19 protein-coding genes and 2 riboswitches are annotated in these 22820 nt (G+C 45.8%); of the genes, 13 read left to right on the plus strand and 6 right to left on the minus strand.

The features are described from left to right. Positions 1 to 19: 19 nt before the first annotated feature. From ASL11_RS19890 to ASL11_RS19930, 9 genes are all read left to right on the plus strand, one after another. Positions 20 to 1171, plus strand: coding sequence for a hypothetical protein (locus ASL11_RS19890; protein WP_056618625.1), 1152 nt, complete (start codon positions 20 to 22; stop codon positions 1169 to 1171). 40 nt (positions 1172 to 1211) lie between these two features. Then, a complete protein-coding gene (locus ASL11_RS19895) occupies positions 1212 to 2306 on the plus strand; it encodes a glycoside hydrolase family 88/105 protein (RefSeq protein ID WP_157256977.1) in 1095 nt (364 codons plus the stop codon). A 19-nt stretch (positions 2307 to 2325) separates the two neighbouring features. Then, complete coding sequence (locus tag ASL11_RS19900) at positions 2326 to 3813, plus strand: glycoside hydrolase family 28 protein (RefSeq protein ID WP_056618629.1); 1488 nt, start codon at positions 2326 to 2328, stop codon at positions 3811 to 3813. Between the two features lie 92 nt (positions 3814 to 3905). Further along, on the plus strand, positions 3906 to 9257 hold the full coding sequence (locus ASL11_RS19905; RefSeq protein ID WP_063795633.1) for an S-layer homology domain-containing protein: 5352 nt from the start codon (positions 3906 to 3908) through the stop codon (positions 9255 to 9257). A gap of 151 nt (positions 9258 to 9408) precedes the next feature. Continuing rightward, positions 9409 to 10119: a metallophosphoesterase family protein gene (locus tag ASL11_RS19910; protein WP_056618632.1), complete on the plus strand. Its 711-nt coding sequence runs from the start codon at positions 9409 to 9411 to the stop codon at positions 10117 to 10119. 72 nt (positions 10120 to 10191) lie between these two features. Then, complete coding sequence (locus ASL11_RS19915; RefSeq protein WP_056618635.1) at positions 10192 to 11106, plus strand: AraC family transcriptional regulator; 915 nt, start codon at positions 10192 to 10194, stop codon at positions 11104 to 11106. 261 nt (positions 11107 to 11367) lie between these two features. Continuing rightward, entirely contained in the window at positions 11368 to 11808 is a 441-nt protein-coding gene (locus ASL11_RS19920) for an SRPBCC family protein (protein ID WP_056618640.1), read from the plus strand. Continuing rightward, positions 11798 to 12274, plus strand: coding sequence for an EVE domain-containing protein (locus tag ASL11_RS19925; RefSeq protein WP_056618643.1), 477 nt, complete (start codon positions 11798 to 11800; stop codon positions 12272 to 12274). Before ASL11_RS19920 ends, ASL11_RS19925 begins: the two co-directional genes overlap by 11 nt. After that, entirely contained in the window at positions 12255 to 12698 is a 444-nt protein-coding gene (locus ASL11_RS19930) for a MarR family winged helix-turn-helix transcriptional regulator (protein ID WP_056618645.1), read from the plus strand. The genes ASL11_RS19925 and ASL11_RS19930 overlap by 20 nt, the downstream gene beginning before the upstream one ends. 100 nt (positions 12699 to 12798) lie before the next feature. Here ASL11_RS19930 and ASL11_RS19935 read toward each other — a convergent pair whose 3' ends face one another. From ASL11_RS19935 to ASL11_RS19955, 5 genes are all read right to left on the minus strand, one after another. Further along, the gene (locus tag ASL11_RS19935) at positions 12799 to 13170 is read right to left on the minus strand and encodes a DoxX family protein (RefSeq protein ID WP_056618648.1); all 372 of its coding nucleotides are present in this window, start codon (positions 13168 to 13170) and stop codon (positions 12799 to 12801) included. 90 nt (positions 13171 to 13260) lie between these two features. Next, entirely contained in the window at positions 13261 to 14028 is a 768-nt protein-coding gene (locus tag ASL11_RS19940; RefSeq protein WP_056618650.1) for a DODA-type extradiol aromatic ring-opening family dioxygenase, read from the minus strand. Between the two features lie 255 nt (positions 14029 to 14283). Next, positions 14284 to 14658 (minus strand): ArsR/SmtB family transcription factor, encoded by a 375-nt coding sequence (locus tag ASL11_RS19945; protein ID WP_056618652.1) that lies wholly within the window; start codon positions 14656 to 14658, stop codon positions 14284 to 14286. 1 nt (position 14659) lies between these two features. Continuing rightward, the gene (locus tag ASL11_RS19950) at positions 14660 to 15082 is read right to left on the minus strand and encodes an SRPBCC family protein (RefSeq protein WP_056618654.1); all 423 of its coding nucleotides are present in this window, start codon (positions 15080 to 15082) and stop codon (positions 14660 to 14662) included. Between the two features lie 28 nt (positions 15083 to 15110). Beyond that, positions 15111 to 15488 carry a hypothetical protein gene (locus ASL11_RS19955; protein WP_056618681.1) on the minus strand — a complete coding sequence of 126 codons (378 nt, stop codon included), beginning with the start codon at positions 15486 to 15488 and terminating at the stop codon, positions 15111 to 15113. A gap of 230 nt (positions 15489 to 15718) precedes the next feature. Between ASL11_RS19955 and ASL11_RS19960 the strand changes: the two genes are divergently transcribed. From ASL11_RS19960 to ASL11_RS19975, 4 genes are all read left to right on the plus strand, one after another. Continuing rightward, positions 15719 to 17224, plus strand: coding sequence for a spore germination protein (locus ASL11_RS19960; RefSeq protein ID WP_082595623.1), 1506 nt, complete (start codon positions 15719 to 15721; stop codon positions 17222 to 17224). 13 nt (positions 17225 to 17237) lie between these two features. Then, complete coding sequence (locus ASL11_RS19965) at positions 17238 to 18317, plus strand: GerAB/ArcD/ProY family transporter (protein WP_056618658.1); 1080 nt, start codon at positions 17238 to 17240, stop codon at positions 18315 to 18317. Next, on the plus strand, positions 18310 to 19419 hold the full coding sequence (locus ASL11_RS19970; protein ID WP_056618663.1) for a Ger(x)C family spore germination protein: 1110 nt from the start codon (positions 18310 to 18312) through the stop codon (positions 19417 to 19419). Before ASL11_RS19965 ends, ASL11_RS19970 begins: the two co-directional genes overlap by 8 nt. Positions 19420 to 19519: 100 nt before the next feature. Next, positions 19520 to 20506 carry a Gfo/Idh/MocA family protein gene (locus ASL11_RS19975; protein WP_056618687.1) on the plus strand — a complete coding sequence of 329 codons (987 nt, stop codon included), beginning with the start codon at positions 19520 to 19522 and terminating at the stop codon, positions 20504 to 20506. A 440-nt stretch (positions 20507 to 20946) separates the two neighbouring features. Here the strand turns inward: ASL11_RS19975 and ASL11_RS19980 are convergent, their stop codons facing one another. After that, complete coding sequence (locus ASL11_RS19980) at positions 20947 to 22290, minus strand: APC family permease (RefSeq protein WP_056618666.1); 1344 nt, start codon at positions 22288 to 22290, stop codon at positions 20947 to 20949. An 87-nt stretch (positions 22291 to 22377) separates the two neighbouring features. After that, positions 22378 to 22482, minus strand: a riboswitch (guanidine-I (ykkC/yxkD leader). A 190-nt stretch (positions 22483 to 22672) separates the two neighbouring features. Further along, positions 22673 to 22772, plus strand: a riboswitch (guanidine-I (ykkC/yxkD leader). The last annotated feature ends 48 nt before the right edge of the window (positions 22773 to 22820 follow it).

Genomic DNA, 22820 nt, shown 5'->3' on the forward strand with positions numbered 1-22820 from the left:
ATTAAGCGGGGAAATGCGCATGACAGATGGGGAAAATCAGAGACAAGATAAGATACAAGATCAAAGTGTGGAGATCAGCAAACTCCTTGGCGAAATGGATCAATTGTTTGATGGTTTTGGAGCGTGGCTTGGTGGGCAAAAGGATGCAGAAAGCGGCGGGTTTTATTATGCTGCAAGCTCCAGACGCATACCAGGCGGCGCTCCAGACATTGAATCTACGGCGCAAGCACTGAACATTCTGGAGCGCTGCGATTGGCTGGATGCGATGTCGACAGACATGAAGCGCGGGTGTATCCGTTTCTTTCAAAGCAAGCAAGAGGCATCGTCAGGCTACTTCTATGATGACAATCCGCTGATGCGTGAAGATGAAGTGATGGTTGCCCGCGCCATCTCCTATAGCTTGAATGCGTTGCGCAAGCTAGGTGGGCAGCCGCTTCATGCACTGCCTTACGAAGCCCAGCAAGCGCCATCGTATATGTCCTCACCGGAGGACTATCTCGCGTGGCTGAAGTCGGTTGAGCTAACGAACAGCTGGCGAGGCTGTGATCGTCTTTCAACCTCCAGTGTGTATGTGAAGCAAGTGGAGCCGGCGAGCCGAAGAGCTGAGTTTGCCCAAAAAGCATTCGATTTCTTCGCTAATAAACAGGATCCTTTTACCGGTTTATGGGGAGAAGGGTCCTATTATGTGCGGATCTCGGGCACGTTCAAACTGCACATTTTCTATGACCACTTCAATGTTCCGTTACCAAGAGAGGAACGAATTTACCAAAGTATCCTCTATGCCTTGCGGCATGAGGAAGCCGTTGATATGTGCTATATTCGTAATCCGATTCACTTACTATCGTATATGAAGTTATCCATTCCGGCAGAAGAATTGCGAGAAATCATTTCGATTACAATGGCCAATATGAAGCGTTTGCTTCGTGCAGACGGGGGCTTCTCCCGTGAGCTGGCCCACTCGCCAACAGCACCTAACGTGGCTCAAGTGAAGGAAGACGAATATTACCCCGACATGCCGAAGGCAGTCCATATCGGGGGTGGCGAAGTGGAAGGCGATATGAACGCTGGTACACAAGCTTTGTTGATTCGTTCGGTTTGCTACCAGTTAGCTGGCAGAATGGCACCTCCTTTGATCAAAGCTCCGATGTTCACCGTGCTGGAAAACAATTGAAACGTTTAAATTCATTGTTTAAATGAAAGGGGACCTTTGTATGGCTTCTGTTCAGAGGAAAACACCACTAGAGTGGGCACAAGCTGCCTGCGACTCGATCATGGACACGCATACGCCGATGCAGCTTCCGCCCGCTGGGCGTTGGCATTATCATCAAGGCGTATTCTTGTGCGGCATGGAGATGCTCGCACAAGCAAATCCGGATACGCGCTATGACGCGTATATCCAAGGGTATGTCGACGGCTTAGTCGACGACAACGGCAATCTCTACTTCGCGCGCGACGAGCTCGACGCGATGCAAGCTGGGCTGTTGCTGTTTCGCATCGAACAGCGCACAGGCCAGCCCAAATACCGCGCAGCTGCGGATAAGCTGCGCAATCTGCTCAAAACCCTGAACCTCACCTCCGAAGGTGGGTTCTGGCACAAAGACAAATACGCCAACCAAATGTGGTTGGACGGTCTGTACATGGCCGGCGTATTCTCGCTGAAATACGCGAACGCCTTCGGTGAAACAAGCTTGCGCCAAACGGTGCTGCACCAAGAGCAGCTCATGCGCAAGTATATGAAAGATGAGCGCACAGGTCTACTGTACCATGCATGGGACGAAAGTCGTCGCATGCCGTGGGCGAACCCGGAAACCGGCTGCTCGCCGGAATTCTGGGGACGTTCGCTTGGCTGGTACGGCCTAGCCGTCGCGCAATTCCTCGATGAATTGCCTGCGGACGAGCCTGGGCGCGAAGCGTTGGTGAAGTCGCTGTGTGACTTCGTCTATACAATCATCCACTATCAGGACGCGAAAAGCGGTCTCTGGTATCAGGTGATCGACAAGGGTGATCAGCCGGACAACTGGCTTGAAAGCTCCTGTACTAGCCTGTTCGTCTACACGATTGCCAAAGCCGTAAATCTCGGCATTGTTGGCCGTGAATGCGCGGCAGCGGCGTTGAAAGGGTATGAAGGTCTGTTGCATACATTGAAATTTGATGAGCAAGGTAGGGTTATTCTGCCGCTGATCTGTATTGGAACATCGGCTGGAGATTACGAGAATTATGTAACGCGTCCAACGAGTGAGAATGATCTGCATGGTGTGGGAGCTTTTGTCATGGCATGCGTTGAAATTCAGGCATTGAATAAGTAAGGTACCGAAGGAGCTACCTATGGCGATAATTAACATAACAACATTCGGCGCTGTTGGTGACGGCGAAACGGATAATACGCAGGCCATCGCAGCAGCGATTGAGGCCTGCTCCCTGCAAGGGGGCGGTACAGTTTATGTACCTGCTGGGACGTATCTCACCGGCCGGATTGAGCTGCGCAGTTACATGACGTTGGAGCTTGAGACGGGCGCAAAGCTAATGTTTATCAACGAGTTCGCCAAGTATCCGCTTGTACAGACGCGCTGGTCCGGTTACGAATGCTACGGGTACTCTCCGCTTATTTATGGGAGAGGCTTGAAGAAGGTGTCTATCAAAGGTGATGGCATCATCGACGGTCAAGGCAGTGCTTGGTGGCAAGCGTACCGTGAGATTCGCAAAGGCGGCACGGTGGACTCGGCACAAACGCAAGAACTCAAGGTGAAGAATCAGACTTTGCTGGAAACGGTGAAGAGCAATATCGTGGAGTGGTCCTCCCAATTTCTAAGACCGCCGTTGCTGCAATTAATTGATTGTGAAGGCGTTAGACTGGAAGGTATAACCTTGCAGAACTCTCCTTTCTGGAATACACATTTGGTCTATTGCTCAGATGTTCAGCTTCACGGGGTTTCGATTAAGAACCCGAATGATACGCCTAATGGCGATGGGCTGGATATCGACTCGTGCCAAAATGTCCGTATTTCCGATTGCTTCTTCGATGTTGGCGATGACTGTTTGTGCATTAAATCCGGCATCGATGAAGATGGCCGACGGGTGGGCAAGCCATCCGAGAATATCGTGATTACCAACTGTACGATGTTGAGAGGACATGGCGGTGTCGTGCTCGGCAGCGAGATGGCTGGCGGTATTCGCAATGTGGTTATATCCAATTGTATTTTCACAGGGACGGATCGCGGCATACGGATGAAAACGAATCGCGCCCGCGGCGGGTATATCAAGAATGTTTTAGTTAGCAATATCTACATGGAAGATGTGTTCTGTCCATTAACGATCAACTCGTTCTATCGGCACGGGGTTGACGAAAGCGATCCGTTGATCAGCAGTCCAGACGCCGTTCCCGTAACGGAATGCACACCTGTGATCGAACACATTCGGATCCATCAAGTAACATCGAAAAGGACTCGCGCAGCTGCTGGTTTCCTCTATGGATTGCCAGAGATGCCGATTCGTGACGTGCAGTTATCTCATGTTCACATCGAGATGACGACGGATCCTGCGGAGCAGGGAGATGAGCCTGACATGGTGCGCGAGAAGTTAATCATGGCTGGCGACGGCATGTTGTGCAAGCATGTAGCGGATTTGGAGCTTCATCATGTGCGTATCGAAACGCGTCAAGGTCCTGCTCTTTGTTTGGAAGATGTGCGTGGCGTTGATGTTCATTCGCTTTCGATGAAGGAGAGGCATACGGCGACGCCGGTTGTACAAGCAACGCGAGCCGAGGGGTTGTTCCTATCTGGAAGGCAGTCGACAGAGTCAGGCTATCTGGGTTGAAGTGAGTGGGATCTGGAGGTAATGGGCGCTGGATGGCGTCCTTTTTCTCGCCAAAAAGTAAGCGCATACAAAGAATGTTGGAGGGATGTTACTTGAAACAACATAAACGGTTGTTGGCAATGGTTTTGTCACTTGTTTTAGTATTATCGATGATTCCTTTTGGCGGATCCGCTGCAGCAATTGGGGATTGGCAATTTAGCGCTTTCGGGAATAGTACAAGTGCAGCAAATAATCCTAGTCCTACTGTAAATCAAGATGGTTCCATCACGTTAGAAGCTAAAAACGGCAAATTTGCATCAGATAACGAAGGCTTATCTTTTTATTACAAGACATTAGACGTACCTGCGGATGCCAATTTTGAAATTTCGGCGAAAGCAAAAATAGTGAACTTTAACAGTAATGCTACCCCAAACTCTCCAACCCAAAAATCTTTTGGATTAATGCTGCGCGGCAGTGTGGGGTCTAGTAACAGCTCACAAACATCCAACTATGTAGCAGTGGGTGGTTTTGGTGTCACGGCTACGACAAGCATTATGCAGGCAGTTTATAAAAAAGGCGTTGTTGGAACATCAACTACCACAGGTACTCAAACAAAGCTTCCATTTAGCGATTTGAATGCTCCAACTGCAGATGAAGAGTATGTGCTGAAAATCAGAAAAACAGGGGATGCCTATGTCGTAACAGCTAACGGCAAAAGTGAAAAATTCAAGCTGGATAGTTTATTCGGCAGCCAAATCTATGTCGGTATGTATGCGGCAAGAGATGCAAAAATCACGTTCAGTGATTTCGACATTAAAGTAGATCCTAGAGCTCCAATTCAATTAAAACTAGACACGACTTCAATGAAAACGGAGTATTTGAAAGATACAAGTTTAGATACAAGCGGTTTAAAGGTGACAGCCGTATATACGGATAATAGTGAGGAAGTTCTTTCGACAAACGATTATGTGATTACGGGTTTTGATAGTAGTCAATTAAGAACAGTCCCGATTACGATTAGCTTTAACGGCGCGTTCCAAACGATTAATCTTACCATCGTGCCTTTAACAGCTACGGCATTGGGAATCAAATATTTTCCTGCCAAGACGGAATATTATGTAGGAGATCTATTTGATCCTGAAGGTTTCGTTGTTGCGGCAGCCTACAATTCAGGGGTCATGACAGATCTAACAAGTGATAAATACACGTTCTCCATTCCGGAAGCAACGGTAACAGGTTCCACGTATGCCTTCGATACTCCCGGAACAAAGATCGTTACAGTCAGATCAACGGAGACGCTTTCAACGATCACAACATTTAACGTAACTGTAAATGGCGCTCAAATGACTGGTTTGGAAGTTGCACAGCCTCCACAAAAAACACTTTACTATCTAGGCGATTCGTTTAAACCTAACGGGATGGTTGTGTATGCACGCTATAGTGACAATTCGAAAGTAAGACTTTTGTCCAAAGATTATACAACCGCACTCGACACAACCACTGCGGGTTCGAAGCCAGTTGTCATTTCGTACAGAGGACAACAAGCTAATGTCGCTGTTACGGTCAAACAAAAAGAATTAACGGGGATTCAAGTTACGCAATATCCTAAAACAACCTATCGAGTCGGTGAAGATGTAAACACTAGCGGATTAACGGTTTCAAAATTGTACGACAACAAAGATGAAGAAGTTCTAGCACCAGCTGACTATACAATCGATAGCTCGAATTATTCAAAGAACATAGCTGGCGTCTATGACATTAAGATCATTCCTACCGATGGAAGCATTGGGCATATCGTCTATAAAGTAACAGTTAGAGAGCAGATGGCCTATACATGGAATCCGATTAGATTCGGCCAATCTTCGTCTGCAGGCAGTAATATCATTACGCCTAAAGTAGATGGAAGCGTACAACTAGTTGCTTTAGACGGCGGTGGTAAGGTTACTGGCGATCATGATGGTATTTCCTTTTACTACGTAGAATTGGACGCTATGAAAGATAACTTTGTCTTATCGGCAGACATTAAAGTCAATGCTTATGCGAAAACACCTTACGACGGCCAAGAATCTTTCGGGATTATGGCGAGGGATGCCATTGGAACTGCAGGTGATTCTAGTGTATTCGCCTCCAACATTGCAGCTGTTGGTGGATACAGCGGTGGCACAACCAAAGACAATGGCACACAATTATTCGTAAGATCAGGTGTCGAATCTAGTGATGGCAAAGGCAGCAAGGGCATTCAAAACGTGATGTTAAGAAATGAAAGGCCTTCATCGAGTAACACACCTTATAAGCTCACGCTCACCAAAACGAATAGCGGATTCACTGGAAAGATTAACAATGAGCAGGAGCAAAAGATTTTTGTTCCAGACATTATGAGTGTTCAAGATTCCAAAATGTATGTAGGGTTTTATACGGCTCGTCTTGCAACAATTGATGTTAGTAATATCGAACTGAAAGTAACGGCAGCAGAAACGGATACGCCTAAGATTGAGGCTCCTAATCTGCCTGTTACACCTGATTTCCAGTTTGTCTCTCTAGATAAAACTTCAAAAATGGATTATTCCTTATCCGTAAAGTCGAATGCAAAAGGCACGGTAACGATTAAACAGGATCAACATGTCATCGCAACAGAATTGAACGTTGAAGCAGGTAAAATGATTACCTTACCTACAACAGTTACCCAGAATACATACACGAACTTTAGCGCTGTGTTTTTACCAAATGATACGCAGCTGTTGACGTCGTATGATAAACGGGTAGCCAACTTTTCAGTATCTATGAAGACGTTTGTTCCAGGCGGTGATATCTATGTATCGCCAACAGGTACAAGTGCTGGTACAGGTACAATAGATAGTCCACTTGATCTTGACACAGCTATTGCTTATGTGAGCACAGGGCAGAAGATCATCCTGCAAGATGGTAGATATGTACGAAATGCCAAGCTTGATATTAAGAAGGGCAATGACGGTACGCCTACAGCCAACAAATATCTCGAGGCAGCTCCAGGTGCGACGCCAATTATTGATTTTGATAAGAAATCCGAAGGTGTCGTGTTGAGCGGGAATTATTGGCATATTAAAGGCATTGATTTTACGCGCACAGGTCCTAACACGAAGGGTTTTACAGTAGGCGGCAATTATAACATCGTGGAGCAAAGCAGATTTTATGCTAATGGTGACACAGGGCTGCAAATTAGCAGTACGGACGGATCAACTGACAAAACAACATGGCCGTCTTATAACCTGATTTTGAACAGTGAATCCTTTGATAATATAGATCCATCCAATAACAATGCCGATGGTTTTGCAGCAAAACTGACAGCTGGTCCAGGCAATGTGTTCCGTGGTGATATTGCCCACAATAACATTGATGATGGTTGGGACCTTTATACCAAAGTGGGATCAGGTGCGATAGGCGCTGTAACCATTGAAGATAGTATTGCCTACAATAACGGGACGTTAACGAATGGCAGAGTAGGCGAAGGGGACAAGAATGGTTTCAAGCTAGGTGGCGAAGGCATTCACGTACCACATATGATTCGCAACAGTATTGCTTTTGGTAATGGTGCTAATGGTTTTACAAGTAATAGTAATCCTGGTGTCAGAGCTGAAAATAATATTGGCTTTAACAATGCCAAAGGCAACTTAAGTTTCACAACGTATTCAGGCATACCTACTGATTTCACAATTAATGGCTTTGTATCCTATCAAAAAACGGTATCTGTCAAAGATAGTTACCCAGCAGAATTAAAAGCCGACAATAACTATATGTTTGACGGTTCCAAATCTGTTAACAAATCAGGTATTCAACTTACAGATGCAAACTTTACAAGTCTAGAACCGGTTGAATCATACACGAGAAATGAAGACGGCAGCATAAACTTGGGGACATTCCTTCAACTTATCGCACCGCTTTCTGCTCCGACAAACCTGACTGCATCCGCAAGTGACGCAAAAGCGATATTAACATGGAGGACCGTTACTGGTGCTACTTACTATAACGTTTATCGTGGAATGGCTGAAAATGGTTCATATGATAAAATTGCAACAAACGTTACGAATGCAACGTATACAAATAGCGAATTAACTAACGGCCTAACTTATTATTACAAGGTAACTGGAGTAAATGATTTGGGGGAAGGTCAATATTCGAATTTAGCAAGTGTAGTGCCTTATAAATCAAATGGTAGCTCATCTGGAGGTTCGGCAGCACCTACTGAGGCTCTAACAAGCAACGATGGTGGTGTGCAAGTATTAATCCCTCCAGTGAATCAAACGATTAATGGAAAAATTGTTGCGGTCGTTACGGTAGATGGCGGCACATTGGGGAAAGCATTTGATGCACTCAAATCCAATGAATCCAAAAAAATTACGATTGATGTAAAAAGCAATGAAGGGACTGCTAAAGTTCAGATGGATGCTAACGCCTTATCGGCAGGTCTGAAAAACGCGCCAGATACAGTGTTGTCCATTAAAAGTAATGATGTTACTTACGATCTCCCTGCCAAATCGTTGGATCTTGGGAATATAGCGACAGCGCTTGGTACCGATGTAAGTCATGTGAAAATTAATATCTCTATCGAAAAGGTAACCGGCCCTACGGCTGAACTGATTAACGCTAAGGTGAAACAAGCTGGATTAATACTGCTTTCAGGTGCAGTTGATTTCACCATTACCGCAGAAGGCAACGAGAAGACGGTAAAGGTGGACAATTTTGGGAATACGTACGTGCCAAGAACGATTACCTTGGTTAAAACAGTACATTCCAATCAACTAACTGCGGTATTGTTCAACCCGGAAACCGGGGAGATGTCTTTCGTTCCTGCGATAGTAACAACCGTAAATGGTAAGGCCGAAGTCACGATCAAGCGTCAGGGTAACAGTATCTACACCGTTGTTCAAGCTTCGAAGACTTTTGACGACGTAAAGGGACATTGGGCGAAGAATGAGATCGAATTGTTGGCTTCCAAATTAGTGATCAAGGGTACTTCGGATACTACTTTTGGACCTAACAATCACATTACGCGTGCCGAATTTGCGGCTCTTCTGGTTAGATCACTTGGTTTAAAAGAAGAGGCATCAACACGTTTCACGGATGTACCTGCGAGCAGTTGGTTTGCGGGGACAGCGGGTGCATCGGCTAAAGCTGGTTTGATCGAAGGATTAGAAGATAGTACGTTCAGACCGAATGAAAGAATAACGAGAGAGCAGATGGCGGTCATGATCACGCGAGCGATGACATTTGCCGGGAAGTCAGCTGCAGTTGACCTCAAGCAATCAGACAAATTTACGGATAGCGTGGGTTTGAGTGCGTGGTCCAAAGATGCCGTAGCTAGGGCGGTGAGCGCTGGTATTGTAAACGGCGTAACCGAAACAGAATTTGTCCCTGCAGCTCCAGCGACTAGAGCGGAAGCAGCGGTCATGCTGAAGAGATTCTTACAATTTGTTCAGTTTATCAATTAGTTTCTTGTTGAAGGACGTCCTTTCAGGGCGTCCTTTTTAATGCTTCTATATGGATTTCCATAATTAAGGAAGCTCGTACGTGACGAAATATGCTAAAATAAGCTACATATACATGGGAGTTTTGACAAGAGAACATCAGGGGGAAACGTCTATGAAACGACTGCTAGCTGTTAGCGATATCCACGGCTGTGCTGAGGAATTTAAGGAATTACTAGATAAAGCAAAGTTTAATGCGGAAGAGGATCAGCTTATTTTGCTAGGAGATTATGTAGACCGGGGACCAGCGAGTCGGGAAACTGTGGAGCACGTGATGTTCCTTGTGCGTGAAAAGGGAGCAATTGCGCTCAAAGGGAATCATGATCAGCGCTTTTTGGAAGTCGTGAGCGGGACCGATGACTTGACGGAAATGAAGTTTTTTGAGCATGGCGGCATACAGACGTTCCAAAGCTTTAGCGGAGTCAGGGACTTTGATTTGAAAACGGCGAAAGAGCGCATTCGGGTGAATTGCAGTGAGCATCTGGCATTTTTACGTGAGCTGCCGCTTTATTACGAAAATGACACGCATATTTTTGTCCATGCCGGGCTGAATCCCGCGTATGTAGATTGGAAAACACAGCCGGAGCGGGACTTTATTTGGATTCGTGCACCCTTTGTGCAACAGAGAACTGTTGTGAAGAAGATTGTTGTGTTCGGACATACGACGACGAAGGATATTCATGGGAAAGCGGAAGTGTGGTTTGATACGGACAAAATCGGGATCGATGGCGGTTGTGCCTACGGTCTGCAGTTGAATCTTCTTGAAATTAAGGGGAAGAATCAATACAAGACGTATTCCGTTGTTTCCAAAGGAAGTTGGAAGTGAGGAGCAAGAAATATCAAGAAGCGTAGTTCCGAATGACGTAAACTGAGATTACGAAGTTGAAGGGGGCAGACGATGGACACCAATTATGAGACGCGGATTCAGAGGACGCTGGATCATATTGAGGAGCATCTGTCGGGTCCACTGTCTGTTGAATGCTTAGCCGAGGTCGCCTGCTTCTCTGCTTTTCATTTTCATCGGGTTTTTCAGACGATGGTAGGCGACGCGGTGATGGAGTATGTGCGCAAAAGGAGATTAGCGAGAGCTGCTTACCAAATCGCACACACGGAACAGAAGTTGATCGATATCGCCCTCGACAATGGCTTCCAATCCCCGGAGAATTTCTCGCGGGCATTCAAAAAGGTGTTTGAACGTACGCCGCTTGCCTACCGCAAGCAAGGCATACGACCGCCTAACTATCCCAGAGTGAATGTGCTGGATCGGAAATTTAATCCCTATTTAGGAGGAATACGTATGAACTACGCTTTGAAAACGAAACCTAGTTTCAAATTAATTGGTTATGAATTGAAGACTTCTTGCAAAGAGGGACAGAATCACCGCGATATCCCGTTGTTCTGGCAGAAATATATGCAAGAAGCGTTAGGGCAACATATTCCGAATCGTGTTCACACAGGTGTGCCCGTTGAAATTGGAGTTTGTGCGGATTTCGACTTGGAAAGCGGGGACTTGACCTACATTATCGGGATGGAGGCAACGAGCTTCGAGGACGTTCCGGCGAATATGGTATGCCGCGAGTTTCCAGAGGCGAATTACGCTGTATTTACGACACCGAAGGTGAAGCTGGAGCAGTTTGTGGCATCCATTCAAAGTACGTGGCAGACGATTTTCACAGAATGGTTTCCGCATTCAGGGTACGAGCACGCGGGGAGTGCCGAGTTTGAATATTATGATGAGCGCTGTCATTCGAACCTGCATGAGCTTCTAGAGATGGATATTTATATTCCCATCAAGTCCAAGTTGGCTGAGTAAACATACGAAGTGCAAGTTGTAATGAATAACGAATGAATTGTCACGCAAATGACATCTGAATTTCATCTAGCTTTAAGGTTCGGAACCTATAATGAAATTCGACCCCCTTTTAAATATATATACTTTAGACCTGCGGCCCGTTGCTGTGGGTCTCTTTTTTTTTATTGGTTGCTACGTTAGAGATAGTTGGAAATATAGTATTGACTCATATAATATGTGATGATATTATATGTATAAATACTATATAGGGAGTGTTAAATAATGTGGAAATTTGAGCACAGTGTAACGACAATGGCAAAAGCGGAGACAATTTGGAGTCTGTATAGCGATATCTCAACTTGGGTGGAGTGGGACAAGGGGATTGTACACGCTTCATTAGAGGGGGCGTTTGTCGCAGGTACACGCGGGTTGCTGCAGCCAGAAGGCCAGGACCGCCTGAATTTTGAATTGAAGGAGGTCAATCCTCTGAGCGGCTTTTCGGACGTTACCGATATCCCGGACGCAGGGATTCAAGTTCACTTCACGCATCATTTAGTGGAGACTGCAGAAGGGACGAGGGTTACGCACGAGGTGACGATCACGGGGCCAAATGCGGAACATTTAGGTCCGGTGATTGGAGCTGGTATGGCCGAAGGCATACCGCATACGATGGAGGGGCTTGTCGCATTAGCGTTGGAAAGAGAGCTTCGGCATGCTGTCTGAAATATTGAACGAACAAAGCCGTTATTGGATCGGTGTTGTGTCGGCTTCGCATGTGAGACGAGGTGTGCAGGGCGGTTTCGCTCAGCTCTGTCATGGAAAGGCAGCACCTTTAAGACGCATGCGATCCGGCGATTGGCTTATCTATTACTCGCCTCGAACGGAGATGAAGGATGGGGAGCCGCTGCAAGCCTTCACTGCTATCGGGCAGGTTTTGGATGACAGGGTATATGAATATCCGATGTCAGATTCTTTCATACCTTTTCGTCGTGACATTCGCTATACTGATTGTAAAGAAACGAAGATTAGCTCCCTGTTGGAGCAGCTTAGCTTCACACGCGGAGTGAAAAGTTGGGGTTACCCGTTTCGTTTTGGGCACTTTGAGATATCGCAGCAAGACTTTCGGGTCATTGCGAATGCCATGTTGAACAGCTTTGGAGGAAACGTAAATGAGTTCGAAATACAGTAATGCAGAGGAAAGCCCCGGCTTTATGCTGTGGCAGGTGACGAATATTTGGCAAAAGGCGATACGAAAGGCATTGGATCCTTTTGAGTTGACACACCCGCAATTCGTGCTGCTCTTTTCCTGTAAATGGCTAAATGAAAAGAATGACCACTCTGGCATTACACAAGTTCAATTAGCCCAGCATGCACAGATGGATGTCAATGTTACGTCACAGGTGCTCAGAACTCTGGAGAAAAAAGGATATATCGAACGCCGGCCTCACCCGACGGATTCTAGAGCGAACGTCATTTCGGTAACTAAGTCTGGAGATGTGATCGCTTCACAAGCCGTTCGGGCTGTAGAAGAGGAGGATCGGGCTTTCTTCTCCGACCTTGGTGATGATATCGGGCTTTTGAACCGAATTCTAAAACGACTTGCACACCATTGACATCTTCTGGCGATATAAGTGAGTTCGAGAAGATATCATGCACTAAGAAGTTTATAAAAAGCGTGCAGGCCCAGAGGCTTGCACGCTTTTTATAAACTTCTTAGTGCCACTCTCGTGCTCGTTCACGCGAGTTTCTGGCAACGAGGAATATCGCCATCGCAAGGAAGATCAAAGGCGGAATAGAGGTCCGCATCCCCTCATGGGAGCGGATGTGGGTCAGCATCGCGCTCGCCATAATCATGGCGATGACACCTGCGGAGAGCAGCGCAATTCGCGGGTGCCATAGGCCGATGATAAGCCCGATGCCGGTGATGAGTTCGACGACTCCGACGATGTACATGAAACCTACACTGTACCCGTAGGTCGAAGTGAAGATTTTCATTTGCAGGTCATGGGTAGACAGCTTCAAAATCCCGAACATGACAAATGCTGCTGCCAATAAGATTTGAATAGTGCGAGTCGTCCATGTCAATGCTTGAGCACCTCTGTTTGTTGAAATTAGTTATGGTTAGCATGTGCAACCTAACCAATTTCATACGGGGCGCTACACATGCAGCTCTAATTAGAATGAAACGGACAAATAGCTCAGCGATCCCACCTCGTAGCTACGGTGGATGATCTCGACTTGCCGCTCAGGATCGCCGCTCCCCATCGCGATGTAGAGCGGGATGAAATGCTCAGGGCGTGGCACGGCCATCTTCGCATTAGGGGCTTCCGCGGCGTAGTTGAACAACGCCTCAAGGTTCTTGGCTTGCATATTCGCAGCAAGCCAATCGTCAAAAGCTACCGCCCAAGCATCCGGCTCGGTCGCGTTCCAATTCAACGCGCGCAGGTTATGCACGGTGGCGCCGCTGCCAATGATCAGGATATCTTCCTGATCCAAACCGCGTAGGGCTTCGCCAATTCGGTACTGCTCGGCTGGCGGTAAATATGGATTCACCGAAATTTGAATGACGGGAACTTCAGGTGTAGGGAACATTCTCAGAAGCGGTACCCATGAGCCGTGGTCTAGGCCGCGTGTGCTATCGAGTTGAACAGGAATGCCCTTCGCTTGAAAGCGCTCCGCGATCGATTGAGCCAATGCAACATCCCCTTTGGCTGGGTATTTTAATTGAAAAAGCTCATCAGGAAAGCCGCGGAAATCATAGATAGTTTCATATGCATCATTCGTGGAGGAAATGGTAAGCACTTCGGTTTCCCAGTGCGCGGTGAAAATGACGATGGCTTTGGGTGACAGCTTTTTACCGTACTCGAGTAAAAATTGCGTACAAGCAGTATCCTGCAGTGCCATCATCGGTGAACCGTGCCCTACAAATATCGGTGAAATCATGGAAAAACATCTCCTTATTTATAATTAATGTACTTAAATATATTTAATTACTTTATGTAACTAATAATACGCCTTCACTGGTTCTCCGTCAAGTAAGTAAATTACTTTTTGTAAGCTAATTGGGAGTGGTGTAGGAGTTTTTTCCATCCATTCAATTTCGCCACCCATCACATCCGATCACAGCTCATCGCAACTCCAACGGCTCCGCAACGCAAAAGAGCCTCCCCAAATCGGAAGACTCTTCGCGCAATTCATCTATTTCTCTGGATCCACCACTTCAAGTGGGGTGAATGTGAGCTCAGCTGCATCATCATCCTGCTCAACGAAACGTTTGAGCACATTGAGTTTATTTTCCCAATAGCGCTCGTAATAGGAAAGCCAACGTTTGAGCTCCATCAGTGGCTCGGCCTCCAATCGGTAGCGGGTCTCGCGGCCGACTTTACGTTCTTTCACTAAACCGGCTTCGGCGAGAATGCGAAGATGCTTCGATACCGCTGTACGGCTCATAGGGAAATGGCCTGAGATGACAGTGACCGGCATTTCCTGATCACCCAGAAGCTGCAGCAGGTGTCGTCGTGTGGGATCGGCTATGGCCTGGAAGACGTCATGCTTTTGCGAGGGAATGGCCATCTTAAGCCTCGATGTAAGCAGATAGCCTTTGGACGATGCCTGCCCAGCCTTGTGACATCGTATCACGAACCGTATCATGCGGTTGGCCGAATTCGGTAACTTTGTCGATATCCCAACCGCCATGGATAAGGGTGAACTGTGTTCTGCCATCTAATTCGCTCAATTCAAAAGATAAGAACCAATCCTTGCCCCAAGAGAACCTTAGGCGATTCGGGGGATCTAATTCTGTAACCTTACAAGGGGAATTGCCGAAAGGGCCAGCTTCCAAATGAAATTCATAGCCGATTTCTGGCTTGAAATTATTCGGCATGAACCAAACCGCGATGCCTTCAGAAGTGGCTACAGCGTTCCACACTTTTTGTATAGGTGCGTTAAAAACCAGTGTCTGTTTAATATCAGGTAGTGATTGCATTTGATTTTCCATTGTCGAAAACCTCCATTGTTTAGTGTTGTTATTTACTTTTTACTTTACTCTTATGACGAAAACGCAGCGCTGACCATGTATCATCTACCGCGACATTGCTGACCGCTCGATAGTCTGTTGAATCGCCAACTAACCCGAATAAGCTATCGCGGTTAATATCCGTTTTGATCTTCGAGCTTTGTTTAGGATAGGTGATCCAGAATAGGGCATCCTCGTTCAAATGGGCAATCGCTTTAGGGGCCCATGTTTCTACTTCAGCAGCGTTATGAACAAAAAGCTGAACAAAATCATAAGTTCCATTCGGCTCCGAATTTTCCTCGACACCGAGTGCATAGCCTTCAGGTGCCTTCATAACGAGTGCTCGTCCCTGCTTGTATCGCAACTTTTTCAGTAATTCCTCTTGCATCAGGTAATCTCCTTTCGAATGGATACCCATCGACATCCACCTAGTTTTCCCGCAAAATTACTTTTCCATCGGACTCGCCAACGCGAAACCGTTTGGTTATATGTCTTATTATATGAAACCATTTGGTTTCGTGTCAAGGTGTGTGGCCAAGCGCAACTTTTGGGCGAAATGGAATATTTTAAGCGTAACTGCTCAGAATAATGGAAAGCTCTAGCTGGAGGGGATCATGCATGGCCATATGGGATCGTTTGTTGTTTTCCTTCTCACGGCAAGTAGACAGAGAGCCTACACGATTTGAGATACCGGCGTTTACGGAGACGGCCCAGACAGATGAGTCGATATCATTAGCTCATATTTTGGAGCAATTTGAGGATTGTATTGATGTGTTTCATCGAAACATACCCAGTATCCAGGTTGATATTGTTTATATTCCTCATATGATTGATCACACGCAATTGTCTAGGGAAGTCATGGATCCATTATCGAATGCACAAACGGATGATTTAAGCCCCATTTTGGATCAGTCGCAGTTTGAACAATCGGATGACCCTAAGAAAATTGTCGTTGGTATTTTGTCGGGGCAAGTGGCGATTTTTCATAATGAAAAGGTGTATTTATTTTTTGTTTATGGTCCTGAAGCAAGGAGTGTGCAGCAGTCTGAAACCGAGACTGTTATTACGGGGCCGCATGATGCGTTCACAGAGACAGCGGGCACGAACCTCTCTTTAGTGCGAAGACGGGTGAAAAGCTCACATTTAAAAGTCATTAAGCTAGAAGTTGGTGAAGTCACCAAAACCATTGTATTTGTCCTGTACATCAAAGGCATTGCGAATATGGATCTGGTAGATGAATTTGTTCGCCGTATTCGTGAAATTGAGATTGATGCCGTCTATGATGGCAACATGTTTTCTCAGTATATCGATGATTATCCGTACTCGTTATTCCCACAGTTCCTAATTACGGAGCGTCCAGATACAGCCGTTTCCAAATTGGTGGGAGGGCGCATTCTGGCAATTGTAGATGGGAGTCCGGCCGTGGTGAGTGCTCCGACAGCTTTCTTCGACTTCTTCTCTTCCGCGGATGATTATTATCAAAGATGGTCGATCGGGACTGCTACAAGGATGCTCCGGTTTATCGCCTTCTTGATAACCATTACGTTTACAGCCGTTTATGTATCCGTGACTACGTATCATTATGAGATGATCCCTGAAGCGTTGATTTTAACGTTGAGAGATTCACGAAGTAAGGTGCCTTTTCCCCCGGTTATTGAAGCGATGTTAATGGAAGTAACGATAGAACTACTGCGAGAAGCAGGGGCACGTCTGCCGACCAAAATCGGACAAACCATCGGCATCGTTGGCGGTATTGTTATTGGTCAAGCGGCTGTTCAAGCAGGGCTTACAAGTAACATTCTCATTATTGCAGTCGCTTCATCAGCGATATCGTCCTTTGTTATTCCGAGTTACGTGATGAGTGCATCGATTCGTCTTATCCGTTTTGGTTTGATATTGCTAGCGGGCATATGGGGGAATTTCGGGTTGATGGCGGGCATTGGTTTTATTGTCATCCATTTATGTGGGTTAACCAGTTTGGGGACGTCCTATCTTTCACCCTTTGCTCCTACAAAATGGGCTGATTGGAAGGATGTTTTCATTCGTAGTCCTTTCTCTATGCTGACAGCACGGCCGAGTCAGGTGAAAACGACCAATTCCAAGAAGAATAAAATGAGAAAATAAGGATGATCCGTGCGTGAATGAGAAACTGAACGGTTTCCATATCTTCATTTTGATTCATATGATACAAGTTGGGGTGGGGATCTTTGCTTTACCGCGTATTGCAGCTGAATATTTTGGCTATAACGGTTGGCTTATGTTAGTTATCATCGCTGCTATAGTTGCGTTCAATATCTACCTGATTGGGGTCGTTTGGAAGTTGGGGAACGGAGCAGATATATTCACAATTTTTGAAAGCTTCCTGCCCAAGTGGATCGTTTATCCATTATATGTCATTGTAGGGCTCACTTGGGCACTTACGGCTAGTCTGGTTGCTAAGGAATATGTCTTTATTTTCCAAGTTACCGCATTTCCAACGGCAAACCCGATGTCTTTCATGTTCGTTATCAGCCTGCTTGCGTATTTACTGCTCGTTAAAGGTGTGTATACGATTGTGAAGGCAGGTACCGTATTTTTCTTTTTGCTATTGTGGATGATGCCATTGGAAATTCCATTTTATAATGATTTGCAATTATCGCGATATACGCACTATATATTCCAAGAGGGGAAAGAGCACTGGACAGGTTTTTTTAATCTATATGGTTCTTTCTTGGGGTATGAGCTCTGCATGTTGTTGTTCCCCTATGTTCAGCAGAAAACGCGATTTATTACAGGAGTACAGCTATCTAGTGCGTTTAGCTTTATTATTTATGTGAGTGTGTGCCTAATTTGCTTCGGTTTCTATAGTTTGCAGCAGTTGAAATTAATTATGTTTCCTTTTATCGACTTACTTGCGTATATTAAATTTCCTTTTATCGAGCGAGCGGAGAATATCCTCTTTAGTTTTCTTGTCTTTCGGGTTCTCATTACGATTGTCATGTATCATTGGGCGGCGAGTTTATGTATGCAGCGAATTTTCATGAATTGTAAGCTTATGCGGATTACGCTATTTATGATGGTTATCACTTTTCTCATTTCGTTAATGCCAAGTGTGTTGGATGAAGTGGGTAAATGGTTGACTATTTGTACGTATTTGAATATTGCTTATTGCTTCGTCCTACCGATCTGTTTAATTGGTATTCTTTCTATTCAAAGGTGGCGAAAACAGCTTGCATAAGACGCGGTTTCAATGGCTGATTACTTGTATGCTACTGATGACGATCACAGGATGTGGGAATGACCAGCGGATCTTAGAGAAGATTGGACTAACCCATACCACAGCTTTCGACTTAATGCCTGGCGGTATGCTCAAGGTGACCAATAGCATTCCTCTGGCTGTGGGTGAAGGTCGCAGACCAAGGGAAGTGTTAACAACCATTTCAGATAGCAGCAAAGGTGCAAAAGTAGATCTCTCTAGGCAGACCCAGCTGGTTCTGGTTAGCGGTCAGATGCGTAATATTTTGTTCGGAACGACACTAGCTCAGCGAGGGTTTTGGGATGATATCGATACCTTGGTGAGGGATCCTTCTGTTTCACCGCGTGTCAAAGTGACTGTTGTAGATGGAGATGCCCATGACTTATTAGTCAAAAACTACAGCAATTACTTACGAACAGCACAGTATATTGATCGAATGATGGAATCTGAAATGAGGTTCCAGAGCATACCGAAGATTACTTTATACGAGTTCACTAGAGATTATTATGATGATGGTATTGACCCTGTTGCACCGATTATTAAAGATATTGGTGACCATGTGAAGGTGAATGGCATTGCCTTGTTTCAAGATGATCGCTACGTGATGAAAATAGCAGACAAGGAATCGATTTTTTTCGCCATGTTAAGCAAAAATTTCAAGTTAGGTTCCTTACCCATGCGTCTAAGTGAAGAGGGAGATAAGAAAGAGTTTGTGTTGTTCGATTCGTTAGTTAGCAAACGACAGGTTCACGCGGCACGGACGGACGGAAGCTCGTTTAGAGTGGATTTCGAGATTTCAGTAAGTGGTGTTATTTTGGAGTACATGGGAGGTTTGAAAATTAGCAAAGAAGAAGATCGGCATGCATTAGAGGGTAAAATTGGGGAGAAAATCACCTCGCACATGGAGACCATAGTGAAAGATATGCAGAAGCATAATGTAGATAGCCTCGGGCTGGGAAACGTGATTAAGAAAATCGTTCCCTATAAGGAATGGAAAGCGATGGACTGGCGTGAGGTATACCCCGAGATAGAGATTCATTGTCAAACGAAAGTAAGGATCAAGCATTACGGGAAGTTTCAATGATTGTGTGGAAATCAGAAAGGCGCTGAGATTGAATTCGGAGGGTGAATTTGGTAGGGTAGAGGTCAAAGAATATAGCTAGGATGAAGGAGTCATGGGGAAAATGATACGAATCGCAGTTATTGGTACGAACTGGATCACAGAGGAATTCATTCATGCGGCGCTCGAAACAGGAGAGTTCGAATTGACCGCTGTTTACTCACGCACGGCGGAAAAAGCCGCAGAATTCGCAGGGAAATTTGATGTGGTACATCAATTTACAGACTTAACGGCATTTGCGCAAAGTGATGCGTTTGATGCTGTTTATATTGCAAGCCCGAACTCCTTACATGCGGAGTATGCTGTTCATTGTATGAAGCATGGGAAACATGTGATTTGCGAAAAGCCTGCAGCTTCCAATAGTGTGGAGCTTGCCGCTATGATTGACACAGCGCGCAGCCATCAGGTTGTGTTCATGGAGGCTTTGAAGTCAACGCTTATGCCTAACTTCAAAGCGGTACAAGAGAATTTACATAAGCTTGGCAAAGTGCGACGTTATGTTGCGAGCTATGGTCAATACTCGTCCAGATATGATGCTTATAAGCAAGGTACTGTGTTGAATGCGTTTAATCCGGAGTTTTCAAATGGTTCGATGATGGATTTAGGTGTGTATTGTATTTATCCATTGGTTGTGTTGTTTGGTGCGCCTGAGCAGGTGCAAGCGAGTGCGGTGATGCTGGAATCAGGTGTTGATGGCGAGGGGAGTTTGTTACTAAGCTACAAAGAGATGGATGCTGTGATTCATCATTCCAAAATCGCTAGCTCTTACCTGCCGACCGAAATTCAAGGCGAATTGGCGACCATGGTCATTGATAAGATTAACCAACCAGAGAAAGTGCAAATTCGTTACCGCGATGGCTCCGTAGAGGATTTGACGCGTGAGCAAAGCACAAGGACGATGCGCTACGAGGCGGAGGAGTTTAGCCGGCTGATTAAGGCGGGCGACCTGGAGTCTCCGACGAACTCACATGCGAATTCCAGCGCGGCGATGGCTATTATGGATGAGGCGCGGAGACAGATCGGGTTGGTGTATCCAGCGGATCGGAAGTAACTTGGCTAGGATGAATCAAGTGAAGGTGAGCCAAGCCGGGCTAGCTGAACCCACCCAGGCCAAGCTGAGCCAAACCACGTCAAGCCAAGCCGAACTCACCCAGGCCGGGACTTTCTCACGACCGGCTGGCCGTTCTTAACTGGAAATGATGTAGTTAATTGCACGCGTTTAGCCCATTTCGCTAGAAAAGGTTGGAATTAATTGGAGGTTTTACAGTTAATGTTCGTGAGAGCTGAATATGAAAGAAAATAGCTGGGGTTTTTCCAGCTATTTTTTTGCGTTGCGTTGCAGTGGGGCAATGACTTGCTAGTTGGAGATGGAAATGGAGTGGAGAAGGTGGAGAGTGAAGTAGCGGGGTTGTCGGGGACAAAGTAGTGAATCTCTGCATAAGAAAAGAAGAACCTGAGGAAATTCTCAGGTTCTTCCTAGTTCTGTGCTAGCTAGTTTAGAGGTGTAGACCGTGCAGCACGCATGGCCAATGCAGCATCTTTGGTTTGAGCGGTACGCTTTTGAACGAGATGGTAGACCACCCCAACCAGCAGCCATGTTACGCCCATCCATATCGCGTCCTTATCCAGCAACGACAATAGATAGCCGATGAATCCGGCGCCTAGCAACGGAAGTACGAGATACAAGATCGTTTGCTTCGGCGAGCGTTGGCGTTCTTTCATATACTTTTGTGCGATGACAGATACATTTACGAAGAAGAAGGCGGAAAGGGCGCCGAAATTAACGAATTTCACGGCGTTATCCAGAGAAATCACAAGCGCGAGCAGCGAGACGACGCTAACGATCACAATGTTGATAACTGGTGTATTGAACTTTGGATGAAGGAACGCAAACACTCGCTTCGGCAGCACGTTATCTCGACCTAACACGAAGAGGAGGCGCGACACGCTGGTAACGGACGATAATCCTTGTGTGAAGATCGCAAGAATCAAGACGGTGAGAAACACGGAACTCAATGCGGCTCCGCCTACCATTTTCACAATTTCAAAGCCTGCAGAGTCAATATGAACAAAAGTTAAATGCGGATACACGAGCTGTGTTAGGAATGATGGCACTAAGTAAAGAACGCTGGCCGTAATGATGATGATCATGATAGCGCGCGGAATGGTTTTCTCCGAATTGACCGTTTCTTCGGCCATTGTTGTCACTGTATCAAAGCCTAAGAAAGAGAAACATATAATGGAAGCGCCAGCGAGAATAGTGGAGAAGGGCACATCTGTTTGCAGAAAAGGCTGAAGCGGGTGAATCTCACCAGCACCAGATAAGTTGCGAAATAGAAAGAAGCAGAACACTGCGATAAAGATAATTTGAATCCAGACGAACAATTTGCTGATATTTGCAGAGAATTTGATGCCGATGATATTGATGAGACTGAGGACGATGTTAAGTCCTATGATCCACACATAAGCAGGAATGGACGGGAATTGAGCATGCAGGTAGATGCCGAAGGTTAGGCACGCGATGATAGGGGAGAAGAAATAATCCAGGAGCAAGACCCAGCCTACGAGAAAGCCTAGATAGGGATGGATGCTTTTTTTTGTATAGGTGTAGGCGGAACCGGAAGTTGGGAAAACCTTGGACATCACACCATAGCTATACGCGGTGAAGAAGATGGCGATGAAAGCGAGCAGGTAGGCTTGTGTTAACATGCCATGTGCATTCTCATAGGCGATCCCATAGATGGAGAAATAAATCATAGGAGTCATCCAAGCGAGTCCCATATAAACAACTTGGTACAAGCTTAGGGATTTACGTAGTGTGCCTTCAGTGGTCATAGTGATAACACTCCCTCATCAGTGATTTATGTGAACACAGAAGAGGTTTGTATGCAAAAAAGCCAAGGCGATATCTAGATTACAGATATCTCCCGGGCTTTTATCCCTCCGTGAACACAGTCTTTAGCTGTGCGTCTTCTCTTGGTCCAGACCGGGAAGCAGGCCGCCCGCGGAACCCTAGAAAACTTTGTATGTGATGTTTCATTACTTATATATAAGGATATTAACCTTTTTATTAATGATGTTAGATATTCGTTGCTTATGTAAGTTAATATAACACATTATTGGGTTCGTGAGAAGTATTTTGTGCCGATTAACTAAAATGATTAGAAGTTATTGACACAAAACATCAACGATGTTATGTTTAGTAACACAAACGAATACGATTGTTTACTAGGGTTCCGCCGGTCACGTACCGGGCTGGTCCGAGAGTAAACCACTCTTGTGAAAGAGTGCCACGGAAGGATAAAAACCTGGGAGATATCACCAAGACAATGGGTCTTGTGATGTCTCCCTTTTTGTTTAAGCAA

The organism is Paenibacillus sp. Soil750 (genome assembly GCF_001428045.1).
In the GTDB taxonomy this organism is placed as follows: domain Bacteria; phylum Bacillota; class Bacilli; order Paenibacillales; family NBRC-103111; genus Paenibacillus_E; species Paenibacillus_E allorhizoplanae.